The organism is Streptomyces sp. NPDC047880, assembly GCF_040706515.1.
Taxonomy (GTDB): domain Bacteria; phylum Actinomycetota; class Actinomycetes; order Streptomycetales; family Streptomycetaceae; genus Streptomyces.
On sequence record NZ_JBEZOK010000001.1, the window covers coordinates 629434 to 654124 of the forward strand.

A 24691-nucleotide genomic window follows, 5' to 3' on the forward strand; every position below is an offset into this window, starting at 1 on the left:
GCACAGCCTTACGCAAGGGGAAGTCCTTTGGGGAGAGTTGACCCAAACGAAATGGATGTATGGGGAAAACCCCCGATGCGATTTGTGGACATCAGTCCCGAAGGTGGTGAAGAAATCGGTTAACGTCCCGGAGTGCGACAGAAGTTGAGGGTGGCGGCCTACGCCATATGCGTTCGGGACGGACAGATCCTCCTCGCCCGCTCACCCGCCCAGGACGGCACACCCGAGTGGGTCGTCCCCGGCGGCGGCATGGAGCACGGCGAGGACCCCTACGACACCGTCCGGCGGGAGGTGGAGGAGGAGACCGGGTACCGCATCGAGGTGACCGGGCTGCTCGGCGTGGACTCCTCGCACCACGTCTTCCGCAAGGGCTTCGGAGCCCCCGTCGACCACCACGGCGTCCGGCTCGTCTACGAGGGCCGGATCATCGGTGGCGCACTGCGCAACGAGGTGAACGGCTCCACCGACCTCGCCGCCTGGCAGGACCTGGACGCGGTCCCCGGCCTGGTCCGGGTGTCCCTGGTCGACATCGCGCTGCGGCTGTGGCGCGAACGCCCGGCCACCGGACGGCTGGCCGACACCCCGGACCAGGTGCCGTGACCCGGAATCCGGACCCGAATCAGATGCAGTACCCCGCAAGATGAACGCCGCGTGACCGGCTCCGGGCCGTATCCGGAGCGCGCGACGACACACCGGGTGGCCCAAGATCCACGTACGGCGATCGGCGCTGCGCGTTGCCACCTCGTTCACGCGCAGGTCATCCCCGCTGCCAACGATCCAGTACGAGCGGGGTGTTCACGTCAGGAACACCCCGCGACCACTGCCGACGCGTTCGCACTCGGGGAGAGAAGCGCATGTCGCGCACACGCTCAGTCGCCGGCTCCGGCCAGGGCATCCACCGTCGTTCCGTCCTCGCCGCCACCGGAGCGGTCGCCCTCTCCGCGGGCGTCGGCTACGCCCTGCGGCCCAGCGACAGCCAGGCCGCCACGGGCACCCGGCAGGCCACCGAGGCCGTCGCCGCCTCCTCGCGGCAGGCACCGGCCGCGCCGCTCGCCCCCTACACCAAGGGCACCACCGTGGCGAACGTCGCCACCCCGCGCGGCGGCTCCGGCTACCGGCGCCTCGGCGACGGCCCCGGCTGGAGCAGAGTCGTCCGCTCCGACCTGACCGCGCCCAAGCCCGGCCGGGCCGGGCGCCGTACCGCGCTCGCCGCGTTCGTGCAGCTCACCGACCTGCACATCATCGACGCCCAGCACCCGCTGCGCCTGGAGTACCTGCGCGCGGCGGACATCCACGCCTGGCGACCGCACGAGGCGCTGACCGTGCAGGGCGCGATCGCGCTCGTGGAGCGGATCAACGCGCTGCGCGGCGCCCCCGTCACCGGCGCCCCGCTGCACTTCGCCATGACCACCGGCGACAACACGGACAACAACGCCAGGTCCGAGCTGGACTGGTACATGAAGATCATGAGCGGTGGGCGCATCACGCCCAACACCGGCGACCCGCGCCGCTACGAAGGTGTCCAGAACAGCGGTCTCAAGCAGTACTGGCAGCCCGACGCCGCCGTCCGCGACAGCGACAAGCAGGTCGGGTTCCCGCACCTGGACGGCTTCCTGAAGGCCGCCATCCGGGAGGTCCGCAGCCCCGGCCTCAACCTGCCCTGGTACTCCACGGTCGGCAACCACGACTCCCTGCCGATGGGCTGCTACGCCTCTCACAGCGACTCCTACCTCACCGAACTGGCCGTCGGCGGCAAGAAGCTGATGAGCGTGACCGCGGCCGAGGCTCAGCAACTCCAGGCGCAGATCAAGAAGGCCCGCGACCCCCGGGGCGTCCGCTACCACGACTTCCTCAAGTCCCATGCCCGCTCCATGCGTTCGGTCACCCCCGACGAGCGGCGCGCGCCCTGCACGCCGGCCGAGTACCTGAAGGCGCACCTGGACCCGGCCCACCGCGGCGTCGGCCCGGCCGGACATGGCTACTCCGCCGCCAACCTGGACGCCGGCACCCAGTACTACGCCTTCCGCATCTCCGACGACGTGATCGGCGTCAGCCTGGACACCACCGACTCCGGAGGCCACTACGAGGGGTCCATCGGCACGGCCCAGCTGAAATGGCTCGACCGGACACTGCGGGAGAACAAGGACTCCTACGCGGTGATCTTCAGCCATCACACCAGCAAGACGATGACGAACCTGCGCAGCGACCCGGCGAGGCCCAACGAGCGCCGCCACGACGGTCAGGAGGTCCTCGCGCTGCTCGGCGGCCACCCCCGGGTGCTGGCCTGGGTGAACGGCCACATCCACAAGAACGTCATCACGCCGCACTCGATGTCCGGCGGCGGCACCTTCTGGGAGATCTCCACCGCCTCCCACGTCGACTTCCCGCAGCTCGCCCGGGTCATCGAGCTGACCGACAACAAGGACGGCACGATCTCCCTGTTCACCACGCTGGTGGAGTCCTCGGCCCCGCACCGCACGGACTTCTCCGACCTCTCCCAGACCGGCCTCGCGGCCCTCTACCGCGAGCTGTCCCTCAACGCCCCCGGCGCGAGCACGACTCTCGGCGGCGACCCGAAGGACCGCAACACCGAGCTGGTGCTCAAGAAGGGCTGAAAACCGCTCAACCGCCCGGCGCCGGTCAACCCCGGCCGGGCGGGCCGGGTCCCCTCTCCCGATACGACTCGACAGGACGTGACAGGGGGAGACGGTGACATGAACAGACGCGCACGTACGGCGGCCCTGACGGCGGCTACGGCGGTGGCACTGTCGGCGGCCCTCACGGCTCCGGCGGTGGCGGCGGGCCCGGTCGCCGCACCCGGCGGCCATGACGCGACCGAGCGGGCCGTCCGGGCGGCGGTCGCCGACGGGGTCCCGGGCGTGACCGTGACGGTACGGCGGGGCCACGGCACCTGGGCGGCCACGGCCGGGGTCGGCAACCTGAAGACGGGCACGCCGCGCTCTGCCCGGGACCACTACCGCATCGCCAGCATCACCAAGACGTTCGTCGCCACGGTCGTCCTCCAACTGGAGGCGGAGGGACGGCTGTCGCTCGACGACACGGTGGAGAAGTGGCTGCCCGGCGCGGTCCGGGGCAACGGCAACGACGGCGGCCGCATCACGATCCGGCAGCTGCTGAACCACACCAGCGGCATCTTCGACTATCTGGAGGATCCCGGTTTCCAGCAGACCTACATGACCGCGGACGGCTTCATGAGGCATCGCTTCGACGAGGCGGCCCCCGAGGACATGCTCGCCATCGCGATGAAGAACCGGCCGTACTTCGAGCCCGGCGCGTCGTTCGCGTACTCCAACACCAACTACCTCCTGGCCGCGCGGGTGATCGAGAAGGCCACCGGCAACGCCTACGGCGACGAGATCGACCGCCGGATCATCACACCCCTGCACCTGACCTCCACATCGGTCCCCACCACCCGGGTGACGCTGCCCCGGCCCGGCAGCCGGGGCTACTCCAAGCTGGCCAGGGAGGCGACGGGCCCGACGTACGACGTCACGGAGCTGAACCCGCGCCTGGCCTACGGCTCGGGCCAGATGGTCTCCGACTCCGCGGACCTGACCCGCTTCTTCTCGGCGCTTCTGCGCGGCCGGCTGCTCCCGCCCGAGCAGCTGAAGGAGATGAAGACCACGGTCGAATCCAGCCGGGAAACCAGCCGTTACGGCCTGGGGCTGGTCGACCGCAAGCTCGACTGCGGCGTCCACGTCTGGGGCCACGACGGTGGGATCTACGGCTCGACCTCGGACGCGGTGACCACCGAGAACGGCCGTCACTCCCTCGCCGTCAACTTCAACGGCGACTGGTCGGGGAGCACCGACGCGATCATCGAGGCGGAGTTCTGCGGCCGTTAGCGACACCCGGCACGGGTGGTTAACGGGGCTGCACCACCACGTACGCGGCCGGTTCGCGGTCGGCCGAGGCCATCAGGGCCGTGCGGAGCACCGTCGCCTGCTGCTCGGGGGAGTCGCGGAGCTTCCTCGGGGTGATGTGGACGACCGTGATGCCGAGCCGCTCCAGGTGCTCGCGTTTGCGGGTGTACTCGGACCTCAGGGCGCCGTCGTCCTGCCGGGGTGCCCGGGTGTCGAGTTCCACCGCCACCGCCTGCTCGGGCCAGTACGCGTCGAGGCCGCCGAGATAGGGGCCGCCCGGCAGGCGCAGGTCGACGTTCCAGACCGGGTCGGGCAGGCCGTACTCGGCGATCATCCGGTACAGCCGGTCCTCGGCGCGGGCCCGCCCCTCGGCGAGCAGGGACTCCACGGCGTCCACGACGTGCGTGCGGCTCAGCAGCCGGGCGTGGTTCAGTTCGCGGACCACGGCCGCCGGGTCGCAGTGGGCGCCGCGGACCGCCTCCGTGAGCAGCCGGAGGACGGTGCCGGCGTCCTCGAGTCCGGCCACCGCGTCGGCGAGCGCGCGGGCCACCGGAGCCACCGGCACCCCCGTGACCTGCTCGGGTTCGGGCATGACCGGCGTGCGGACGATGCGCGCCCAGCCCGTGGAGCGCAACCGCCGCATCCGCGGGACCAGGACGTCGATCGCGTCCAGGGACGGCAGCGGGGGAGTGGAGGAGAAGCCGTGCAGCGTCAGCGCGGCCAGGCCGGTGATCATCACCTCGGGACAGGCGGGGGCGTGCGGCCGGCTCGCCCCGGGCTGGGCCGGTACCCCGGTGCCGCCCTCCCGCGCCGCGTACATCAGCACCGCGTGCAGCCGCTCCTCGCTGGTCGGCGGTCCCGGGTGGAGCAGGACCACACCCGGGAGGATCCGCTGCCAGGGGCCGCCCGCACGGCACAGGTCGTTCGTCTCGGTCGTGGACACACCGTGCGAGCGGAGCTGCGCCGCCGTCATCACACGGGGACGGCCACCGCCGGACAGGTCGTGCAGGGGGCGGGGGGAGAGCGGGGCGTTGTGGGTCATGCCCCGCAATTTCCCGCGCCCGGGCCGCCCTTGAACCGCTGTTACAAGTCCGTCGACAAACACGGACAACCCAGCATTAAAGGACGGATGTTCGGATGTCGAAAGCCCCTGGTCCGTTCGGGTGCGGGCCAGGGGTTACGGCTCGCGGGGCATTCGTCTCGTAACGAAGACGGAACGCCCCGATCTCAGGCCAAAGCTACTGGTCAGCGGCCTCGTCGCACGCCTGTCCACGCAACGCCCGTGCCAAGTCGTCACGGGATTCCAGCACCAGCCGGCGCAGCGCCGGAGCCGCCTCCTTGTGGGCGTCCAGCCACGCGTCCGTGGCGTCCAGCGTCTCCCGCGACTGCTGGAGTGAGGGGAACAGGCCCTGCACCACGTGCATGGCGATCTGGATCGACCGCTCGGCCCACACTCGCTCGATCGCCGCGAAGTACTTCCCGGCGTACGGCGCGATCAGCTCCCGCTGCGAGCCCTGGGAGAAGCCCGCGATGGTCGCCTCGACCATGGCGTTGGACAGCGCGTCCGACTCCACGACCTGCGCCCACGCCTGCGCCTTGACCGCCTCGGACGGGCGGGCGGCCAGACAGCGCACCTGGTGCCGCTTGCCGGAGGCCGTGTCGTCCCGGGTCAGCTCCTCGGCCAGCGCCTTCTCGTCGACGAACCCGTGCGCGGCCAGCGGCTCCAGGAACACCCAGCGCAGCTCCTGATCGAGGTCGAGGCCCTCGACCGCCGCCGTGCCCGCGAGCAGGTCCCGCAGCAGCTCGAAGTCGGCCTCGGCGGCGGCCGTCCGGGCGAAGAACCGCGCCCAGGCCAGCTGGTGCTCGCTGCCCGGCCCGGCCGCGTACAGCTCGCGCCGGGCACCCTCGGCGAGCAGCCGGGCGGCCGTCTCCCGCCGGGCGGACGCCGTGTAGTGCGTGACCGCCGACTCGGCCCAGGCGTGCAGCATCTGCACGACGCCGATCTCGGACTCGCGCCCGCCGAAGCGCAGCACCAGGTCCACGAAGTCCCGTGCCGGGAGCAGCGCGTCACGCGTCATGTTCCACAGCGCCGACCAGCACAGGGCACGCGCGAGCGGGTCGGTGATCGCGCCCAGGTGTTCGCGCAGGGTCGCCAGCGAGGTCTCGTCGAAGCGGATCTTGCAGTAGGTCAGGTCGTCGTCGTTGACCAGGACCAGGTCGGGGGCCTCGGCGCCGGCCAGATCCGCCACGACCGTCCGGGCGCTGTCGACGTCGGTCTCCACGCGCGCGTACCGCTCGAGCGTGCCGCCGTCCGTCACCCGGTACAGGCCCACGGCCACCCGGTGCGGACGCAGTTCGGGATGCGACTCGGCGGCCTCCTGGATCACCGCCAGTTCCTCGACGCGGCCGTCCGCGTCCAGCAGCACCTGCGGCGTCAGCGAGTTGACCCCGGCCGTCTGGAGCCAGGACCGCGACCAGGCGCCCATGTCCCGGCCGCTGGTCTCCTCCAGCACCGACAGCAGGTCACCGAGGCGCGTGTTGCCGTACGCGTGCCGCTTGAAGTAGCGCCGGGCGCCCTCCAGGAACGCGTCCTCACCGACGTACGCCACGAGCTGCTTGAGCACCGACGCGCCCTTGGCGTACGTGATGCCGTCGAAGTTGAGCTTGGCGTCCTGGAGGTCGCGGATGTCCGCCGTGATCGGATGCGTCGAGGGCAGCTGGTCCGCCCGGTAGGCCCAGGCCTTGCGGCGGTTGGCGAAGGTGATCCAGCCGCCCGCGAAGCGGGTCGCGCCGACCAGCGAGAACGCACCCATGAAGTCCGCGAACGACTCCTTCAGCCACAGGTCGTCCCACCACTCCATGGTGACCAGGTCGCCGAACCACATGTGCGCCATCTCGTGCAGGATGACGTTGGCCCGGCCCTCGTAGGAGGCCTGTGTCACCTTCCCGCGGAAGATGAACTCCTCCCGGAACGTCACCAGGCCCGGGTTCTCCATCGCGCCCAGGTTGTACTCGGGCACGAACGCCTGGTCGTACTTCCCGAACGGGTACGGGAAGTCGAAGTGGTCGTGGAAGAAGTCCAGGCCCTGCTTGGTGACCAGGAACACGTCGTCGGCGTCGAAGTGGGGCGCGAGGCCCTTGCGGCACAGGGCGCCGAGCGGGATCTCCAGCGTCGTGCCGTCCGTGAAGGTGCGCGTGTAGGAGTCCGTGACGTAGTGGTACGGGCCGGCCACCACGCACGTGATGTACGTCGAGATCGGCTTGGTCTCGGCGAACCGCCACACCCCGTCGGCCTGCTCACCGGCCCCGTTGCCCCACACCGTCCAGCCCTCGGGCGCCCGCACCTCGAAGCGGTAGGGGGCCTTCAGGTCGGGCTGCTCGAAGTTCGCGAAGACCCGGCGGGAGTCGGCCGGCTCGTACTGCGTGTACAGGTACACCTCGCCGTCCTCGGGGTCGACGAAGCGGTGCAGGCCCTCACCGGTGCGCGAGTAGGCGCACTGGGCGTCGACCACCAGCTCGTTGTCCGCGGCCAGGTCCTCCAGCGTGATCCGGGAGCCGTCGAAGACCTCCCCGGGGTCCAGATCACGGCCGTTGAGCGAGACGGCCGTCACACTCGGCGCGATCAGGTCCGCGAAGGTGCTCGCCCCGGGCTCGTTGCAGCGGAAGCGGATCGTCGTGACGGAGCGGAAGGTGCGGGGTCCGTCCCCCCGGTCCTCACCGACCGCGGAACGCAGGTCGAGGGACACCTCGTACCCGTCGACGCTCAGCAGGGCGGCCCGCTCGCGGGCCTCGTCGCGGGACAGATTCTCACCGGGCACGGGCGGCACTCCTCGGTTGTCGTGGGGTACGGCTGAACAGGACCGATCCTGCCACGCGCACCTGACACGGGGCAGCCGGGAATGAGGCGAGCGCATACCGGCGTTGCCGGAGAAACGGTTGCCTTCCGAGGAGAGAAATGCCGGACAAGACCCCCGTCGACTTCTGGTTCGACCCGCTGTGCCCCTGGGCCTGGATGACCTCCCGCTGGGTGCTGGAGGTGGAGAAGGTCAGGGACATCGAGGTCCGCTGGCACCTCATGAGCCTCGCCGTCCTCAACGAGAACAGGCTCGACGAGCTGCCCGAGGAGTACCGCGAGCTGCTGGAGACCAAGGCGTGGGGCCCCGTCCGGGTCGTCATAGCGGCACAGCAGGAGCACGGACCCGAGGTGCTCGGCGACCTGTACACCGCGCTCGGCACCCGCATCCACAACCAGGCCGAGGGCCCCGGCAAGGAGACCGTCGCCGCCGCCCTGAAGGACGTCGGCCTGCCCGAGTCCCTCCTGGAGCACTGGGACTCCACCCCGTACGAGGCGGAGCTGCGCGCCTCCCACAAGGAGGGCATCGACAAGGTCGGGCAGGATGTCGGCACCCCGGTCATCGCCGTGCCCGGACCCGACGGCGAGCAGATCGCCTTCTTCGGCCCCGTCGTCACCCCGGCCCCGCAGGGCGAGGAGGCCGGCCGCCTCTGGGACGGCACCCTCGCCGTGGCGTCGGTCCCCGGTTTCTACGAGATCAAGCGCACCCGCACCAAGGGCCCGGACTTCTCCAACCTGTAGGGCTCACTCGGCGGGGACGGCCTGGATCTTCAGTTCCTCCGGGAGCAGGCCGTCCTCGCCGCGGTTGAGGTAGCGCTGGTACCACCGGCAGCCGACGGCCGTGCAGCGCCAGTAGTCGTCCACGAAGTGCCCGGCTCCCTTCTCCGCCCGGACCGCCGCCCGCTCGGCGGCGTTGAACATCCGGAACTCCTGCATGCTGCCGCAGGTCCGGCACGCCCGGCTCACCGTCATCAGCCCCTCCTCGCGATCGCCGCCAGATCCGGGAAGTCGGTGACGACCGCATCGACCCCCATGCGGTAGTACAGCGCGTATTCGGCGAACGCGTCCCCGAAATCGTTCGCTCCGCTCCCGCGCCGGAACCGCTCCGGCAGGAACTGGTTCTCCGCCCGGAAGGTGTACGGGCCGATCCGCAGCCCCGCCGCGTGCGCGTCCGCGACGAGCGAGGTACCGGCCAGCGACGACTTGTCCGGCCCGATCCAGTCCGCGTACTCCGCGATCCCCGCCAGCCCCTGCGGGGTCATCATGTCCCGGTACGTCGTCGAGGGCAGGTCGTACGGGCCGCCCGTCGTCCCCAGCGCCTGCCACAGCGGTACGCCCAGGTCCGTCATGCGCTTCAGGCTCGTCGGTTCGAAGGACTGCACCACGCACTCGCGCCCGCCGAGCCGGTTGCGGCGGATCGCGGCGGCTAATTTCGGCTCCAGCGGCAGGCCGATGGACCGGAAGTACGTCGGGTGCTTGGTCTCCGGGAACACCGCGACCGTCCGGCCGTGCTCCCGTGACAGCCGCCGTGCCAGATCGACGACCTCCTGGAAGGTCATGACCTCCGCGCGCCCGTCGAACACGGTGTTGCGGTTGCGGACCGCGGGCAGCCGCTCCACCGCCCGCAGCGTCTTCAGTTCGGCCAGCGTGAAGTCCTCCGTGAACCAGCCGGTGACCGCCCGCCCGTCGACCGTCTTCGTCGTACGGCGGTCCGCGAACTCCGGGTGCCGGGCCACGTCGGTGGTCTGGGAGATCTCGTTCTCGTGCCGGACCACCAGCACATGGTCCTTCGTCGGCACCAGATCCGGCTCGATCCAGTCGGCGCCCGTCTGCACCGCGTAGGTGTACGAGGGCGCCGTGTGCTCCGGGCGCCAGCCGGCCGCGCCGCGGTGACCGATGACCACCGGGCCGCCGCCCTTGCGGGGTGCGGCCCCCGCGGGGGCGCCCGCGGTGGCCGTGGCGGTTCCGGCGGCCGCCGCGAGCAGGAGGGATCTCCGTCCGAGCTGCATGCAACTCCCCTTTGCAGAAGGCAGGTTCACTTGCGGGCCCGGTCCCGGGCCTGCGTCAGCCGGTCCAGGTGCTCCGCGTAACCCCTCGTGTAGAACGCGGCCCGCTCCGGGTCCGGCTCGACGACCGCCGTCGGCTTCGTCCAGGCCACCGCGTCCAGCGGCACCCCGTACCGCTCGGCCGCCGCCAGGACCGCCCCGCGAGCGCCCGCCTCGCCCTCCACGACCCGCAGCGGCCGTCCCAGCACATCGGCCAGCAGCCGCATCCAGGCTGAGCTGCGGGTGCCGCCGCCGCACACGGCCAGGCTCCCGGTGAGGCCCGCCGCGTCCAGGCAGTGCCGGGCCGCGTACCCGATGCCCTCGCAGGTGGCGCGGACCAGATCGCCCCGTGTCGACTCCAGGGAGACGCCCGTGAGTTCGGCGCGCAGCCGCGGCTCGACGAAGGGAGCGCGTTCGCCGGAGGGTGCGAAGTACGGCAGTACCCGGACGCCGTGCGCGCCCGGCGGGGTCGCGGCCAGCAGGCCGTCCACCTCGTCATGGCGCACCCCGGTCGTCGACAGCACCCAGTCCAGCGCCGCCGTGCCCACCATCGCGGGCATGGCGCGCAGCCAGTGCCCGGGACGGTCGGTGGAGATGTACAGGCCGGCCGGCTCGCCGCTCAGGTCGAGTTCGGTGGTGGCGACCAGACTGGCCAGACAGGTGCCGACGATCAGCAGACCGTCGCCCGGCGACGTCACCCCGGCACCCAGCGCGCAGGCCGGCAGGTCGTACGGCCCGTTCGCGAGCCGGGTCCCGGACGGCAGGCCCTCGCCCCGCGCCTCGGCGGTCGCGACCGGGTCGCTGACCGGGGCGAGCAGGCCGCGCCGGTGGGTCAGGCCCAGCAGTTCCACGACCCGGTCGTCGTACGTCCGGGTCCGCGGGTCCAGGAACGGCATCGACGCGTCCGACACATCCGTCGTCGGCGCGGCTCCCGTCAGCCGCTGGAACACCATGTCCTTGCAGTACAGGGCGGCCGTCGCGGCGTCCAGCGCCTTCGGTTCACGATGGTCCAGCCACGCCAGCAGCGGGCCCGGGCAGCCGGGGAACATCGCGCTGCCCGTGCGCCGGAACACCGTCTCGAAGGTGCCGTCCGCCAGCCACCGGTCGACCAGCCCGTGCGCCCGCCCGTCCATCCAGGAGGCGGCGGGGCGCACCGGCCGGCCCTCGCCGTCGACCAGCCACACCCCGTCGCCCTGCCCGGTGAGCCCGGCCAGCTCGACGGGCTCGGTCACGGCGGAGGTCAGCGCCCGGAGCACCGCGACGACCTCCCCGTACACCTCCTCCATGTCCTGCTCGACGACGCCGTCCCGCAGTGTCAGGCCCACCGGGCGGGACTCCACGGCCAGTTGACGGCCCATGGCGTCGAAGGCCGCCGCCTTGACCACGGACGTCCCCACATCGATACCGACGTACATGCGGCTCTCCTCCCGGTCCTCAGGTCAGACAGTGCGCGAGCGGCTCCCCGCGCACCCAGCGGCCCACCTCTTCGGCGGCGATCCGGGCGGCCTTCTCCGCGACCGCCCGCGACGCCCCGCCCAGGTGGGGGGTGAGGACCACACGGTCGGCGAGTCCCAGCAGCCGGGACCCGGGCGGCAGCGGCTCCCGCTCGTAGGTGTCGAGCGCCGCCGCCGACACCCGGCCGCTCTCCAGCGCGTCGCACAGCGCGCCCTCGTCCAGCAGCGGGCCCCGGGCCACGTTCACCACCACCGCACCGGACGGCAGCAGCCCCAGCTCCCGGGCGCCGATCAGCCCCCGCGTCTCGGGCGTGAGCCGGGCGTGCAGGGTGATCACCTGCGAGCGGCCCAGGAGTTCGTCCAGCGAGGCCATCCGCAGGCCGTGAATCTCGCCGTGCACATACGGGTCGTGGACCATCACCCGCGCCCCGAACGCGCACAGCACCCGTGCGACCCGGCTGCCGACCGCCCCGTACCCGACCAGACCGACGGGCAGGTCCTCCAGCTCCAGGCCGCTGTGTTCGTACGTGTAGTACGTCGCCCCCTCCCAGCTGCCGTGCCGGGCGAGCGGATCGTGGGCCTGGGGGATGCGGCGCAGGGCCGCCAGCATCATCCCGACGGTGAACTCGGCGGTGGCGGCGGCGTTGCGGCCCGGCGCGAAGCAGACCCGCACGTCACGTTCCTTCGCCGCGTCCAGGTTGACGTTGACCGGCCCGCCCCGGCAGACCACCACCAGCCTCAGGTCCGGGCAGGCGGCGAGGACCTTCTCGGTGACCGGGCCCATCTGCGTGACCAGGACCTGCGCCCCGGCCAGCGCCTCGATCACCGCGTCCTCGGCGTCACTGGCCTCCTGCACCTCGGCGACCGGCCCGAACGGCTCCAGCGGCCAGCCGAGCCTCAGTTCCGTCACATCGGCCCGCGCCACCTCGTGCCGCACCGCCCGCGCGATCAGCGACGGCAGGACGAAGTGGTCACCGGCGGCCACGACACGCAGGCTCTCCTCGGAGGTCATCGCAGTGCGTCTCCCGTCTCGGCGTCGAAGACATGGGTGTGCCCGGGGTCGGCGGCGACCCGGACCCGTTCGTCGTGGGCGAGCCGCACCTCGGGGCCGGTGAGGACGACCAGCGGCCGTTCGACCCCATCCAGGGCGAGGGTCGCCAGGCCCGACTCCAGCAGCGGCTCGTGGGCGACGACCCGGGCCGGCAGACCCTCCTCCCCGGTGAGCCGGACGTCCTCGGGGCGGATCCCGACCACCACCTCCCGCTCCCGTTCCACCGGCACGGGCAGCGCGATGCGCACCGCGTCGGAGAGGCGGGCGTGGCCGTCGCCGCCGGAGACGCCGGGCAGCAGGGTGATCGCGGGTTCGCCGACGAAGTCCGCGACGAACACGTTGGCCGGGCTGTCGTAGATCTCGTAGGGGGTGCCGAGCTGCTGGATGACGCCGTCCTTCATCACGGCGATCCGGTCGGCGAGGGAGAGGGCCTCCTCCTGGTCGTGGGTGACCAGGATCGTGGTGTGGCCCAGGTCCTTCTGGATGCGCTTGAGTTCGCGGCGGGTGGTGTCGCGCTGGGCCGCGTCCAGGTGGGAGAGCGGTTCGTCGAGGAGCAGCACGTCCGGTTCGCGGATCAGGGCCCGGGCCAGCGACACCCGCTGCTTCTGGCCGCTGGAGAGACCGGCCGGGCGGGCGCCGAGGAGGTCGCTCAGACCGACCCGCTCGGCGATGTCCTTCACCTTGCGCTCGACGTCCCCCCTGGAGCCCCGGGCGGCCCCGCGCCGGGCCTTCAGGCCGAACGCCAGGTTCTCGGCGACGGACAGCGGCGGATAGAGGGCGTAGTTCTCGAAGGCGACCCCGATGTTCCGCTGCTGGGCGGGCCGTTCCACGACCGAGGTCCCGCCGACCAGGATGTCCCCGCCGGTGACGGACTCCAGACCGGCGATCATCCGTAACGTGGTCGACTTGCCGCAGCCGGAGGGTCCGAGCAGCCCCAGCAGTTCCCCGGAGCGCAGGCTCAGGTCGATGCCACGGACGGCGTCGACCGGTGGCCGCCTGCGCGACCGGTACGTCTTGCGCAGCTCACGTAGCTCCAGTCCCGTTCCCGTCATGGCCGCCCTTCGTGCCGCAAACCTCGTAACGGACCTTGTGCTCGTCCAGGTCCCGCAGTGCCTCCGGCGACGCGCGGTCGTCGACGAGGACCATGTCGAAGCGGGACAGCGGGACAACCCGGTGCAGGGCGACCCGGCCGAGCTTGGTGTGGTCGATCAGCAGGACGTTGCGGGCCGCCGCGTCGAGCATCGCCCGCTTCACCGACACGATGTGCTGCTCCTGGTGGTAGGCGTAACCCCCGTGCACGGCCGAGGTCGACGCGAAGCACAGGTCCACCCGGAGCTGCTCGACCGCCTCCACGCACGACACCCCGAGGAACGAGGAGTGCAGCGGGTCGTAGTCGCCGCCGAGCGCCATCAGGTGGATGCCCCGCTGGTCGGACAGGAGGTTGATGGCCTCCAGGAAGTTGGTCACGACCGTCAGCGGAGTGACCTCGGCCGTGCGCAGCCGCCTGGCTATCTCCAGCGTGGACGTGGAGTCGTCCAGCAGGATCGCCATGCCGGGCTCCACCATGCGCAGCGCGTGCTCGGCGACGGCGGCCTTCTCGGCCCGCATGGTCTTCAGCCGGTACTGCACGTTCGACTCGAAGACCCCTGACGGCTGCGCGGTCACCCCGCCGCGGAACTTCCGTACGATGCCCTGCCGTTCGAGCTCGTCGAGGTCCCGGTGGATGGTCATCAGGCTCACCCCGAACCGCTCGGCGAGCTCCGCCGCCGTCGCCGAACCGTCGGCCAGCACCTGCTCGGCCATGGCGGCCTGGCGTGCCGCGGGCCCCTGCTGTCCACCACTGCTGCTGCTCATGACTCTGTCTCTATCCGTCGTCCCGGTCGCTGCGGCCGGTCGGCCTCGAACAGCAGCAGGTTCTCAGGCCGGACCACGAGCCGTACCGGATCGTCCGGACGAAGGCGCGCCGCGTCCGCCCGGGGGGCCACCAGGGACAGCCGCTGCTCGCCGGTGCCGAGCCGGACGGTGACCTCGACGGACCGGCCGAGCACCTCGGTGACGTACACCGTCCCCGCCAGTTCGTGGCCCTCGCCGTGCAGGGTGATGTCCCGGGGCCGCAGACCGACCAGGACGTCCGTGCCGGGGGCGGCCTGCGCGCGGACCGGCAACAGGACGCCGCCGTCGGCGCGCACCCCGTTCTCCGTCACCGCCCCCGGCAGCAGGTTGATCCGCGGACGGCCGAAGGCCCTCGCGACCTCCGTGTCGCACGGCTCGTACCAGATCTCCTCCCGGGTGCCCGTCTGCACGATCCGGCCCTCCCGGATGACCCCGATCCGGTCGCCGAGCGCCAGCGCCTCGACCGAGTCGTGGGTGACGTAGAGGGTGGTGGTGTGCTGCACGGCCCCGATCGCCTTCAGCTCGGCCCGCATCTGCTGGCGGAGCTTGGCGTCCAGGTGGGAGAGCGGCTCGTCGAGCAGGAAGGCCCGGGCGGGGCGGACCAGCACCCGGCCGAGCGCCACGCGTTGCCGCTGGCCGTTGGACAGCCGGCCGACGGGCCGGTCCAGCAGTCCCGATATGCCCAGCAGTTCGGCGACGGCGCCGATCCGCTGCCGGGCCTCGGCGGCGGGCAGCCGGTACCGGGGCGAACGCAGCGGTGAGGCCAGATTGTCGTAGGCCGAGCGGTGCGGGTAGAGGGCGTAGCTCTCGAAGCACATCGCCACTCCCCGGTCGTACGGCTCGACACCCCGCATGTCCTCGCCGTCCAGCAGGACCGTGCCGGAGTCGGGCTGTTCGAGCCCGGCGACGGTCTTCAGCGTGGTCGTCTTGCCCGCTCCGGAGGGCCCGAGCAGGCAGAAGAACTCGCCGTCGCGGACCTCCAGTTCGAGCTCGTCGAGCGCGACGGTCTTCCCGTACGCCTTCCGGATGCCGCTGAGCCGGATCACGACTTCACCGCCCCGAAGGACAGTCCCCGCACCAGATACCGCTGGATCGTCAGCGCCAGCAGCAGCGGCGGTACGACGGACACCAGCGCGGCGGCTGCCGTGAGGTTGTACTTGGGCCGGTCACCGCCGAGGAAGGACAGGGCGCCCACGGTCACCGTCTGGGCCTCGTTGGAGGTGAGGATCAGCGGGAAGACGAAGTTGTTCCAGGCGAAGATGAACGCCAGCAGCGACACGGCCGCGATGCCCGGCTTGACCAGCGGCAGGGCCACCTTGAAGAACGCCTGCTTACGGGTGTAGCCGTCCAGGAGGGCCGCCTGCTCCAGTTCGGGGGTGAGGTCGGCGAAGTAGGACCGCATGATCCACACGATCAGCGGCAGCGTGACGAGTTGCAGCACCCAGACCATGCCGACGTAGGTGTCGAACAGCCCGAGCTTCTGGTAGAGCACGAACAACGGGATGATCACCGTCAGTTCGGGGGCGAACCGGAACGACAGCAGCGTGAACATCAGGTTCTCGGAGCCCTTGAACCGCCACCGGGCCGAGGCGTACGCCGCCGGAAGGCCCACCACCAGTGACAGCACGACCGCCCCCACCGACACCACCAGGCTGTTGACGAAGAACCGCACGAACGGGATGCCCTCGCTGTCGCCGAGGACCGTCCGGTAGCCGTCGAGGGTCGGGGAGAAGGAGAAGTAGGTGGAGAACAGCTGGTCGGCCGGCTTCAGGGACAGGATCACCATCCAGGCGATCGGGAACAGCGCGAACACGAAGTAGAGGATCAGGGCGGCGTCCCCCAGCCACCCCAGGGCACGTTTCCTCATGTGGTGACCTCCGCGGCCTTCCGCTGGATCTTCCCCAGGTGCTTCACCAGCACCATCGCGGCCAGGTACACCACGGCCCACAGCACGATCGTGTAGGAGATCCCGAAGGAGTAGCGCTGGAAGCGGATGGCCTCCAGATACGCCCGGATCTGCAGGACGACCGTCGCGTCACCAGGCCCGCCCTCGGTCAGGGCGTAGATGATGTCGAACACCTTCAGCGAGTCCATGAACCGGAAGATCACCGCGACCAGCACGTACGGCCACAGCATCGGCAGGGTCAGCCGCCGGAAGGTGTACCACCACCCCGCGCCGTCCACGGCCGCCGCCTCGAACGGCGAGGTGGGCAGCGACCGCAGCCCGGCCAGGGCGAGGATCGCCACGAACGGGGTGTAGACCCACACGTCCACCGCGATCGACGACAGCAGCGCACCCGTCGGGGTGTCGGTCCACTGCACGCCGCCCAGACCGAAGGGCTCGAGCAGGTGGTTGACGACACCGACCGACGGCTGGAGCATCAGCTTCCAGATGATCGCCGCGATCACCGGGGCGATCATCAGCGGCAGGATCAGGATCTTCTCCAGGATCCGGCCGACGATCGTCGACCGGTGCAGCAGCAGGGCGACGGCCACGCCGAGCACGGTCTCGGCGAGGGCCGCCCCGACCGCGTACAGCACGGTCACCCACGCCGAGTTCCAGAACGCCTCCTCGGTGAAGACGGTCGTGTAGTTCTCGAACCGCACCATGTCCGGCTGCGGTTTGCTCGCCGAGAAGTCGAACAGCGTGTAGTACAGGCCGAGTCCGAACGGGTAGAGGATCCCGCAGGTCAGCAGCAGGGCCGGGACGATCAGGAGGTACGGCCGCAGCGCGAGCCGCACGGCTAGCCCACCTTGCCGGCGAGGTCGTCCGCCAGCCCGTCCAGGACCGACTTGGCGTCCTTGCCGCCGTAGATCTCCTGGAGGGCCGCCGCCCAGCTGGTCGTCGCGTCGAAGAACTGCGCCTGCGGGGTGAACTGGATCCTCGTCCGGTCGACGACCGTCTCGAAGGTCTCCAGGAAGCCCGGCAGGTGCCGCATCTTGTCCTTGTACGCGGCGTCCTCGGCGACGGACCTGCGCACCGGGTCGATGTGGTTGTGGGTGATCGCTCCCTTGCGCAGGTGCTCCTTGCCGGTCGCCCACTGCAGGAACAGCCAACTGGCGCTCTTCTTCTTGCTCTTGGCGTTCATGCCGAGCGACCAGATCCACATGTTGGTGGCGAGCGAGCCGTCCCGCCCCTTCGGCCCGGGGTGGAAGGCGATCTTCCCGGAGGCGGGGCTCGCGCCCTTCACCGCCTGGAAGTAGGCGGCCGTGTCGGCGTCGAACAGCATCCCCGCCTTCTTCGCGCCGAGGTCACTGGAGCACTGGTACCAGGTGTACGACGTCCAGGACGGCGGCCCGCCCCGCTTGACCATGCCGGCCCAGTCCTCCGTGAAGGCGACGGCGTCGGAGCTGTTCATGACGGGGGTGAGCTTCCCTCCGTCGACCGTGAAGTCCTTCAGCCCGTTGCGGGCGTACATCGTCATGAAGCCGGGGTGGATGGTGGCCCAGCTGCGGGACCCGCGTACGGCGATGCCGTACATGCCGTCGAAGCCCGCACCCGGCGCCCGCTGCTTGATGGCGCCGGCGAGTTCGGTCAGCTCGTCGAACGTCTCGGCCGGTTTCACGCCGAGCTTGCGGAACACTTCGGTGTTGTAGGCGACGACGTTGGTCTCCCAGCCCCACGGCAGCGCGTACTGCCCGCCCTGGCCGAGCGGCGCGCCCGCCTTCAGGGACCACTGGTCGGCCTGGAGCAGGTTCGGGAAGAAGTCCGCCTGGTCCCATTCGGCGCCCGTCGCCGAGGAGTTGCGCATCCAGGGCCCGAGGTCCTCCAGCCAGCCCGGCGGCCCGTACTGCCACACCATGTACGCGCCGAGCATGAAGACGTCGTAGGAGGCACGCCCGCTGGACAGGTCCACGGTGAGCTTGTCGAAGTAGTTGTCCTCGGGGAAGACGTCGTACTCGACCTCGATGCCGGTCCTCGCGGTGAACGACTTCAGGTCGGCGATGAGCGCGTCCGTGTACGGGTGCTTGTTGAGCAGGGCCTTGACGGTGGTGCCCTTCTCCCGCTTCCAGTCGAAGGAGCCGGTGACGTCGTCCGCGGCGGACCCGTCGCTCTTGCTGTCGTCCCCGCCGAACCCGGCCCCGCAGGCCGTCAGCAGGGGCGCCGCGGCAGCCCCGGCGGCGAGCGCGAGGAACCTCCGGCGGTCGTGCACGTGCGTGTCCATCCGTACCTCCACCTGGAAGCTGGTTAACACGTCGAGTCGACTCGTTAACAGAGGGTGGAACGGCTGAAGTTGGGCGTCAATCCCTCGCGCACGGGAAAATATCGGGGCACAGTGAGAAGTTCACAGATCCGGCTGCGACGGTGTGGGAGGTTCCGGATGGTGGACGACGGTGCGGGCGAGGGTGCGGGCTGGCTGGGCGTCGACCTGGGCACGCAGAGCGTCCGCGCGCTGCTCGTCAGCGCCGGCGGCACGGTCCTCGGCCGCGGCTCGGCCCCGCTGACCGGGCGGCGGAACGGAGCGCGGCACGAACAGGACCCGCTGCGGTGGTGGGCGGCCCTGTGCGAGGCGTCGAGGGCCGCCCTCGGCTCGGCGCCCCCGGGCCTGCAGGTCGGCGGACTCGCGGTGTGCGGCACGTCCGGCACGGTCCTGCTGACCGACGGGTCGGGCCGTCCGGTGAGCCCCGCGCTGATGTACGACGACGCGCGGGCCGGGGCCGAGGCCGCACGGGCCCGCGCGGCGGGGCTCGCGGTCCAGGACACCTGGGCGCTGCCGAAGGCACTGTGGCTGCTCGGCGAGTACGGCGGCACCTCGCTGCGCCTGACGCACCAGCCCGACCTGATCGTCTCCCGCCTCACCGGCGCGCCGCCCCCGGCCGACTCCAGCCACGCCCTGAAGACGGGCTACGACGTCGAGGGCGACCGCTGGCCGACCGCCGCCCTGGCCGAACTGGGCGTGCCCGAGAGCCTGTTCCCCGGTGTCGTCCGCCCGGGGACCCGCCTCGGCGAGGTCGGCCCGGCCGCCGCCGACGCCACCGGCATCCCCGCCGGCACGCCGGTGCTCGCCGGGATGACCGACGGCTGTGCCGCCCAGATCGCCTCCGGTGCGCTGCGGCCCGGCTCCTGGAACTCCGTGCTCGGCACCACGCTCGTACTGAAGGGCGCCGCCCGCGACCCCGTCCGCGACCCGGCGGGCGTGGTCTACAACCACCTTGCACCGGACGGCACCTGGCTGCCCGGCGGGGCGTCGAGCGTCGGTGCCGGGGCGCTCGCGGCGCACTTCCCGGAGGCCGACCCGGCCGCCATGGACGCACGGGCCGGGGCGTTCGAGCCGGCGCATGCCATCGCCTACCCCCTCGTCTCACCGGGGGAGCGGTTCCCTTTCCGCGCGCCGGAGGCGACCCCGCTCGTCCTGGGCGATCCCACCGGGGACGCGGACCTGTGGGCCGCGCTGCTCCAGGGCGTCGGCTTCGCCGAACGCCTGTGCCTGGACTACCTGCACCACCTCGGAGCGCCCCTGGACGGCCCGCTCACCTTCACCGGCGGCGGCGCCCGCAGCCCGTACTGGAACCAGCTGCGCGCCGACATCCTGGGCCGCCCGGCGCGCGTCCCCGAGCAGACCGAACCGGCCCTCGGCATGGCGGCGCTGGCCGCGTACGGGGTGCTGGGCACCGGTGCGCTCGCGGACGTCACCGCACGCATGGTCCGCGTCCGGACCGTCGTCGAACCCCGCCCCGCACGCACGGCGGTCTTCGCCGAGCCGTACGCGCGTCTGGTCGACGCCCTGCGGGACCGCGGCTGGCTGCCCGGCCCGGTCGCCGCGCACGCGCACAGCCGGCTGAACCGGGATACTTCCGCCTCATGAGTACGAGCCTCCTGCTGGCCCGCCACGGGCAGACCGTCTGGCACGCCGAGAACCGCTACGCCGGCATCAGCGACATCGACCTCACCGACACCGGCCGTGCCCAGGCCGACGCCCTCGGCCGGTGGGCCGCCGCCCACCCCGTCGATGCGATCTGGACGTCCCCGCTGTCCCGGGCCGTCGCCACCGCCGAGCCCGCCTGCCGCGCCCTCGGTCTCACCCCGCAGAGCGAACCCCACCTGCGCGAATGCGACTTCGGCGTGCTGGAGGGCCGGACCCTCGCCGAGTTCGAGGCCGAGGACCCGGAGTGGGCCGCGGCCTACCGGGCCGACCCGGTGGAGCACTCCTTCCCCGGCGCCGAGGACCCGCTGGCCGCGGCGGCCCGGGGCGTACGCGCCCTGCGGGACATCGCCGCGGCCCACGCCGGCGGACGCGTCCTGGTCGTCGCCCACAACACCCTGCTGCGGCTGGTGCTGTGCACCCTGCTGTCGATCCCGGTCGCCGAGTACCGCAGAGTGCTCCCGAGGCTGCGGAACGCGGCGATCAGCGAACTGCGCATGAACCCGGACGGTTCCGCCGCACTCCTCTCACTCAATGTGCCGTGCGGGACCGAAATGCCTTAGCGCCATGGGCACATGACGCAGATCGACACATCGGTGCCGCACTCGGCCCGGATCTGGAACTACTGGCTGGGCGGCAAGGACAACTATCCGGTGGACGAGGCGGCCGGTGACGCGTACACCGCCGTCTTCCCCGGCATCGTCACCATCGCCCGCAGCAGCCGCGCCTTCCTGGGCCGCAGCATCCGGTATCTCGTCCAGGAGGCCGGCGTACGGCAGTTCCTCGACGTCGGCACCGGCCTGCCGACCGTCGACAACACCCATGAGGTCGCCCAGCGCCTCGCCCCCGAGGCGCGGGTCGTCCACGTCGACAACGACCCGATGGTCCTGGCGCACGCCCGAGCCCTGCTCACCTCCACCCCCGAGGGCGCGTCGGCCTACGAGCCCATCAGCCTCTTCGAGCCCGAGGAGATCCTCGCGGCCGCCGGCAAGACCCTCGACCTCACCCGCCCCACGGCCCTGATCCTCAGCGGCATCCTGGGGCACGTGGCCGACCACGAGCAGGCCCGGGACCTGGTGCGCCGCCTCCTGGCCGGTCTCCCCGCGGGCAGCCACCTCTCCCTCAACGAGGGCTCCCGCGGGACGGACCCGGCCTACGAACGGGCCCAGGACGCCTACAACGAGACGGGCGCGGCCCCGTACTTCCTGCGGCCGGCCGAGCAGATCGAGGCGTTCTTCGAGGGCCTGGAGCTGGTGGAGCCGGGCGTGGTCCCGGTGCCGCTGTGGCGTCCCGAACCGGGCGACCCGGCCGAGCCGATCGGCCAGCACGGCGGGCTGGCCCGCAAGCCCTGAGCCCGCCGGGTACGGGAAGACCCCCGCGAGTCACGTCCTCGCGGGGGTCTCCTTCTTTCCGCCTGCCGCCGTGAAGGGTGAGAAGACGATCACGAGGCAGGACGCTTCAACGGCCTCAGGGAGCCAGCAGCAGCACGTCCGCGCGGGACTTGGCCGCCTCGTAACGCCGGGCCACGTCCTGCCAGTTGACGACCTGCCACATCGCCGCGACGAAGTCGGCCTTCTGGTTGCGGTACTGCAGGTAGAAGGCGTGCTCCCAGGCGTCGAAGACGAGGATCGGGGTGGCGCCCTGCCCGACGTTGCCCTGGTGGTCGTAGACCTGCTCCACGATCAGCCGCCCGCTCAGCGGCTCGTAGGCGAGCACGCCCCAGCCCGAACCCTGCGTGGTGGCCGACGCCTTGGACAACTGCGCCTTGAATCGCGCGAAGGACCCGAAGGACTCGGTGATCGCGTCCGCGAGCTCACCCACCCCGTCCTGCGCCAGCGGCTCCCCGCCACCGTCCTTCGGACCGGTCATGTTCTGCCAGTAGATGCTGTGCAGGATGTGCCCGGACAGGTGAAAGGCCAGGTTCTTCTCCAGCCCGTTGACCGCCCCCCACGTCTCCTTGTCCCGCGCCTCGGCCAGCTGCTCCAGCGTGTCGTTGGCGCCCTTCACATAGGCGGCGTGGTGCTTGTCGTGATGCAGCTCGATGATCTCGGGGCTGATCACGGGGGCGAGCGCGGAGTAGTCGTAGGGCAGTTCAGGCAATGTGTAGACGGACATGGACGGGATCCCCTCCGGACCTCTTATTGCAACAGCATTGCAACTGCACGCTAGCAGCAGAAAGGCTCCGAGGGGTGACCCGGGCACGCAAAAGGCCCCCGCGTGTGTCGCGGGGGCCTTCAACGGTGGGTCTGCTACCGCCGGGCGCGGGCCTTCTGCCACGCGTACCCGACCGCCGCCAGAACCAGGATCATCCCGCCCGTCGAGTACAGCTGGACGCGTGTGTCCGGCTCCCGGGCCATCAGGACGAAGACCGCGGCCATGCCGGCCAGGGCGACCCAGGTCAGCCAGGGGAACGCCCACATGCGCACGGCCAGCTTCCCGGGTGCCTCGCGCTCCAGGCGGCGGCGCAGGCGCAGCTGCGAGACGGCGATGAAGATCCAGACGACCAGGATCACCGCGCCGATCATGTTCAGCAGCCAGGCGAAGACGTCGTTGGGCCGCCAGTAGCTCAGCAGCACGCACAGGAACCCGAAGACGCAGGACGCCAGCACGGCGATCCGCGGCACCCCGCCCGAGACCCGGCCGAGCCCCTTCGGGCCCTGCCCGCGCTCCACCAGCGAGTAGGCGATGCGGGAGGCGCCGTAGACGTTGGCGTTCATGGCGGACAGCAGGGCCACCAGGACGACCACGTTCATCAGCTGACCGGCGCCCGGGATGCCGAGCTCGTCGAGGGCGGCGACGTACGGGCCCTTCTCGACGACCGCCTTGGAGTCCCAGGGGACCAGCGTGACGATGACGGCCATCGAGCCGATGTAGAACAGCGCGATGCGCCACATCGCCGTGCGGACCGCGCTCGCGACGCCCTTGACGGGGTTCTCCGACTCGGCGGCCGCGATGGTGACCGTCTCCAGGCCGCCGTAGGCGAAGACCGAGGCGAGCAGGCCGATGACCAGGCCCTCACCGCCGTTCGGCAGGAAGTCGGTGAGGTGGCTCGAGCCCGGCGAGTCCGTGCCGGGCAGGACGCCCGCGATCGCCAGGACGCCGAGCACCAGGAACAGGGTGATCGCGCCGACCTTCAGCGCCGCGAACCAGAACTCGAACTCGCCGAAGTTCTTCACGGCGGCCAGGTTCGTGCCGCAGAAGACGACCATGAACAGTGCCACCCACGCCCACTCCGGCGTGCCCGGCAGCCAGCCACTGACGATCTTCGCGGCGCCGATGCCCTCCAGGCCGACGGCCGTGCAGAGCAGCACCCAGAAGGACCAGCCGGCCGTGAACCCGGCCCACGGGCCGATCGCCCGCTCGGCGTGCGCCGAGAACGACCCCGACGACGGATACGCGGCCGACATCTCGCCGAGCATCCTCATCACCAGCATGACGAGGGCGCCGGAGAGGGCGTAGGCGACCACGATCGACGGACCGGCCGCGGCGATACCGGCACCGGAACCGACGAACAGACCGGCCCCGATCACCCCGCCGAGGGCGATCATCGACAGGTGGCGCTGCTTCAGGCCGTGGGAGAGGGCGACGTCGTCCGCGCTGGGCGGCGTCCCCGTGGTGGTGCTGGGCATGGGCGCGGCTCGTCCTATGCGTGATGGGAGTACGAGGGCAAAAACGCCGCCAGTCTCGGGTGCCTCTCCGCCGGGACGAAGAGGCATTCCATCATGCGGACAGTTCTGTCGCTCTGTGTGGTCAGGCGGCGACCGGTGTGTAGTGCGAGGCGTCGCCCTCGAGGGAGTAGCTCTCCTTGCCCTCGATGCCCACGGGGACGTCCCCGGCGACGGTCACCCGGTGCAGGCGCCGCGGCCGGCCGTCGTAGTTGTCGACGGCGTAGTGCTGGGTGATGCGGTTGTCGAACAGGACGAGCTGGTCCGGCGACCAGCGGTGGCGCAGGACGTTCTCCGGCCGGGTGACGTACGCCTGGAGCAGATCGAGGATCTTGCGGGACTCGCCGGCGGACAGGCCCGCGATCCGCTGGGCGAACCCGCCGATGAACAGCCCGCGCTCACCGGTCAGCGGGTGGACCCGGACCACCGGGTGGACCGTGCGGTACTTGATCGACGTGAACTGGGCGCGCCGGGCGGACTGCTCCTCGTCGACGTCCTCCTCCGGGACGGCGTAGTCGTAGTCGTTGGTGTGCTCGGCCCACAGGGTGTCGGCGAGGCCGCGCAGCGACTCCGGCAGGTTGCGGTAGGCGGCGGCCGAGCTGGCGATCAGCGTCTCGCCGCCGTAGGGCGGGACGGTGATGCTGCGCAGACTGGTGGCCTGCGGCGGGTTGAGGACGAACGTGACGTCGGTGTGCCAGTGGTTGGCGGCCCGGCCGCCCTCGCTGTCGACGGGCAGCACGTTCGGGGCGCCGTCCACCGCCGACACCGTCGGGTGGGCGGTCGTGATGTCGCCGAAGTGGCGGACGAAGGCCTGCTGACCGGCGTCGTCGAGCCCCCGTGCGTCGAAGACGAGGGCCTTGTGGGCGTTGAGCGCCTCCCTGAGGGCGGTGGAGGTCTCCTGGTCGAGGGGCCGGGTGATGTCGACGCCCTCGACGCGGGCGCCGATGTGCGCGGTGACCTTGTGGATCTCGATGGCCATGAC

At 71.3% G+C, this 24691-nt stretch carries 22 protein-coding genes; 7 read left to right on the forward strand and 15 right to left on the reverse strand.

What is annotated here, in order from left to right:
* Positions 1 to 132: 132 nt before the first annotated feature.
* From AB0937_RS03040 to AB0937_RS03050, 3 genes are all read left to right on the forward strand, one after another.
* The gene (locus AB0937_RS03040; RefSeq protein WP_366709180.1) at positions 133 to 600 is read left to right on the forward strand and encodes an NUDIX hydrolase; all 468 of its coding nucleotides are present in this window, start codon (positions 133 to 135) and stop codon (positions 598 to 600) included.
* Between the two features lie 254 nt (positions 601 to 854).
* Positions 855 to 2615, forward strand: coding sequence for a TIGR03767 family metallophosphoesterase (locus AB0937_RS03045; RefSeq protein WP_366709181.1), 1761 nt, complete (start codon positions 855 to 857; stop codon positions 2613 to 2615).
* Between the two features lie 99 nt (positions 2616 to 2714).
* The gene (locus AB0937_RS03050) at positions 2715 to 3866 is read left to right on the forward strand and encodes a serine hydrolase domain-containing protein (RefSeq protein WP_366709182.1); all 1152 of its coding nucleotides are present in this window, start codon (positions 2715 to 2717) and stop codon (positions 3864 to 3866) included.
* A 19-nt stretch (positions 3867 to 3885) separates the two neighbouring features.
* Here AB0937_RS03050 and AB0937_RS03055 read toward each other — a convergent pair whose 3' ends face one another.
* Together AB0937_RS03055 and pepN are read right to left on the reverse strand one after the other, a co-directional pair.
* On the reverse strand, positions 3886 to 4926 hold the full coding sequence (locus AB0937_RS03055; RefSeq protein ID WP_366709183.1) for a hypothetical protein: 1041 nt from the start codon (positions 4924 to 4926) through the stop codon (positions 3886 to 3888).
* 196 nt (positions 4927 to 5122) lie between these two features.
* The gene (pepN, locus tag AB0937_RS03060; RefSeq protein WP_366709184.1) at positions 5123 to 7702 is read right to left on the reverse strand and encodes an aminopeptidase N; all 2580 of its coding nucleotides are present in this window, start codon (positions 7700 to 7702) and stop codon (positions 5123 to 5125) included.
* Positions 7703 to 7839: 137 nt separating this feature from the next.
* Between pepN and AB0937_RS03065 the strand changes: the two genes are divergently transcribed.
* The gene (locus AB0937_RS03065) at positions 7840 to 8478 is read left to right on the forward strand and encodes a DsbA family protein (RefSeq protein ID WP_366709185.1); all 639 of its coding nucleotides are present in this window, start codon (positions 7840 to 7842) and stop codon (positions 8476 to 8478) included.
* A 3-nt stretch (positions 8479 to 8481) separates the two neighbouring features.
* Here the strand turns inward: AB0937_RS03065 and AB0937_RS03070 are convergent, their stop codons facing one another.
* Genes AB0937_RS03070 through AB0937_RS03115 form a run of 10 tightly spaced genes read right to left on the reverse strand, consistent with a single transcriptional unit; the run spans position 8482 to position 18346 of the window.
* Positions 8482 to 8709 carry a hypothetical protein gene (locus AB0937_RS03070; protein ID WP_234847965.1) on the reverse strand — a complete coding sequence of 76 codons (228 nt, stop codon included), beginning with the start codon at positions 8707 to 8709 and terminating at the stop codon, positions 8482 to 8484.
* Positions 8709 to 9746: a glycerophosphodiester phosphodiesterase family protein gene (locus AB0937_RS03075; protein WP_366709186.1), complete on the reverse strand. Its 1038-nt coding sequence runs from the start codon at positions 9744 to 9746 to the stop codon at positions 8709 to 8711. Before AB0937_RS03075 ends, AB0937_RS03070 begins: the two co-directional genes overlap by 1 nt.
* 26 nt (positions 9747 to 9772) lie before the next feature.
* A complete protein-coding gene (locus AB0937_RS03080) occupies positions 9773 to 11197 on the reverse strand; it encodes an FGGY-family carbohydrate kinase (protein ID WP_366709187.1) in 1425 nt (474 codons plus the stop codon).
* Between the two features lie 19 nt (positions 11198 to 11216).
* The gene (locus tag AB0937_RS03085) at positions 11217 to 12248 is read right to left on the reverse strand and encodes a 2-hydroxyacid dehydrogenase (protein ID WP_366709188.1); all 1032 of its coding nucleotides are present in this window, start codon (positions 12246 to 12248) and stop codon (positions 11217 to 11219) included.
* Positions 12245 to 13339 carry an ABC transporter ATP-binding protein gene (locus AB0937_RS03090; RefSeq protein ID WP_366709189.1) on the reverse strand — a complete coding sequence of 365 codons (1095 nt, stop codon included), beginning with the start codon at positions 13337 to 13339 and terminating at the stop codon, positions 12245 to 12247. Before AB0937_RS03090 ends, AB0937_RS03085 begins: the two co-directional genes overlap by 4 nt.
* Complete coding sequence (locus AB0937_RS03095; protein ID WP_366709190.1) at positions 13311 to 14141, reverse strand: DeoR/GlpR family DNA-binding transcription regulator; 831 nt, start codon at positions 14139 to 14141, stop codon at positions 13311 to 13313. Before AB0937_RS03095 ends, AB0937_RS03090 begins: the two co-directional genes overlap by 29 nt.
* Positions 14138 to 15226: an ABC transporter ATP-binding protein gene (locus AB0937_RS03100; RefSeq protein WP_366709191.1), complete on the reverse strand. Its 1089-nt coding sequence runs from the start codon at positions 15224 to 15226 to the stop codon at positions 14138 to 14140. The genes AB0937_RS03095 and AB0937_RS03100 overlap by 4 nt, the downstream gene beginning before the upstream one ends.
* On the reverse strand, positions 15223 to 16047 hold the full coding sequence (locus tag AB0937_RS03105; RefSeq protein ID WP_366709192.1) for a carbohydrate ABC transporter permease: 825 nt from the start codon (positions 16045 to 16047) through the stop codon (positions 15223 to 15225). Before AB0937_RS03105 ends, AB0937_RS03100 begins: the two co-directional genes overlap by 4 nt.
* Positions 16044 to 16922: a sugar ABC transporter permease gene (locus tag AB0937_RS03110; protein ID WP_366709193.1), complete on the reverse strand. Its 879-nt coding sequence runs from the start codon at positions 16920 to 16922 to the stop codon at positions 16044 to 16046. The genes AB0937_RS03105 and AB0937_RS03110 overlap by 4 nt, the downstream gene beginning before the upstream one ends.
* Before the next feature lie 2 nt (positions 16923 to 16924).
* Complete coding sequence (locus tag AB0937_RS03115; protein ID WP_366709194.1) at positions 16925 to 18346, reverse strand: sugar ABC transporter substrate-binding protein; 1422 nt, start codon at positions 18344 to 18346, stop codon at positions 16925 to 16927.
* Positions 18347 to 18502: 156 nt separating this feature from the next.
* Between AB0937_RS03115 and AB0937_RS03120 the strand changes: the two genes are divergently transcribed.
* The 3 genes from AB0937_RS03120 to AB0937_RS03130 are packed head-to-tail and all read left to right on the forward strand — an operon-like array spanning position 18503 to position 21396.
* On the forward strand, positions 18503 to 19987 hold the full coding sequence (locus AB0937_RS03120) for an FGGY-family carbohydrate kinase (protein ID WP_366709195.1): 1485 nt from the start codon (positions 18503 to 18505) through the stop codon (positions 19985 to 19987).
* Positions 19984 to 20607, forward strand: a complete 624-nt coding sequence (locus AB0937_RS03125; RefSeq protein WP_366709196.1) for a histidine phosphatase family protein — start codon at positions 19984 to 19986, stop codon at positions 20605 to 20607. Before AB0937_RS03120 ends, AB0937_RS03125 begins: the two co-directional genes overlap by 4 nt.
* Positions 20608 to 20619: 12 nt before the next feature.
* Positions 20620 to 21396, forward strand: a complete 777-nt coding sequence (locus AB0937_RS03130; RefSeq protein WP_366709197.1) for an SAM-dependent methyltransferase — start codon at positions 20620 to 20622, stop codon at positions 21394 to 21396.
* 115 nt (positions 21397 to 21511) lie between these two features.
* On the opposite strand, the gene AB0937_RS03135 is transcribed toward AB0937_RS03130, so the two are convergent.
* The 3 genes from AB0937_RS03135 to AB0937_RS03145 form a co-directional block, all read right to left on the reverse strand.
* On the reverse strand, positions 21512 to 22159 hold the full coding sequence (locus tag AB0937_RS03135; protein WP_366709198.1) for a superoxide dismutase: 648 nt from the start codon (positions 22157 to 22159) through the stop codon (positions 21512 to 21514).
* Positions 22160 to 22293: 134 nt separating this feature from the next.
* Positions 22294 to 23673 (reverse strand): amino acid permease, encoded by a 1380-nt coding sequence (locus AB0937_RS03140; protein ID WP_366709199.1) that lies wholly within the window; start codon positions 23671 to 23673, stop codon positions 22294 to 22296.
* 121 nt (positions 23674 to 23794) lie between these two features.
* Complete coding sequence (locus AB0937_RS03145; protein WP_366709200.1) at positions 23795 to 24688, reverse strand: TauD/TfdA family dioxygenase; 894 nt, start codon at positions 24686 to 24688, stop codon at positions 23795 to 23797.
* Between the last annotated feature and the right edge of the window lie 3 nt (positions 24689 to 24691).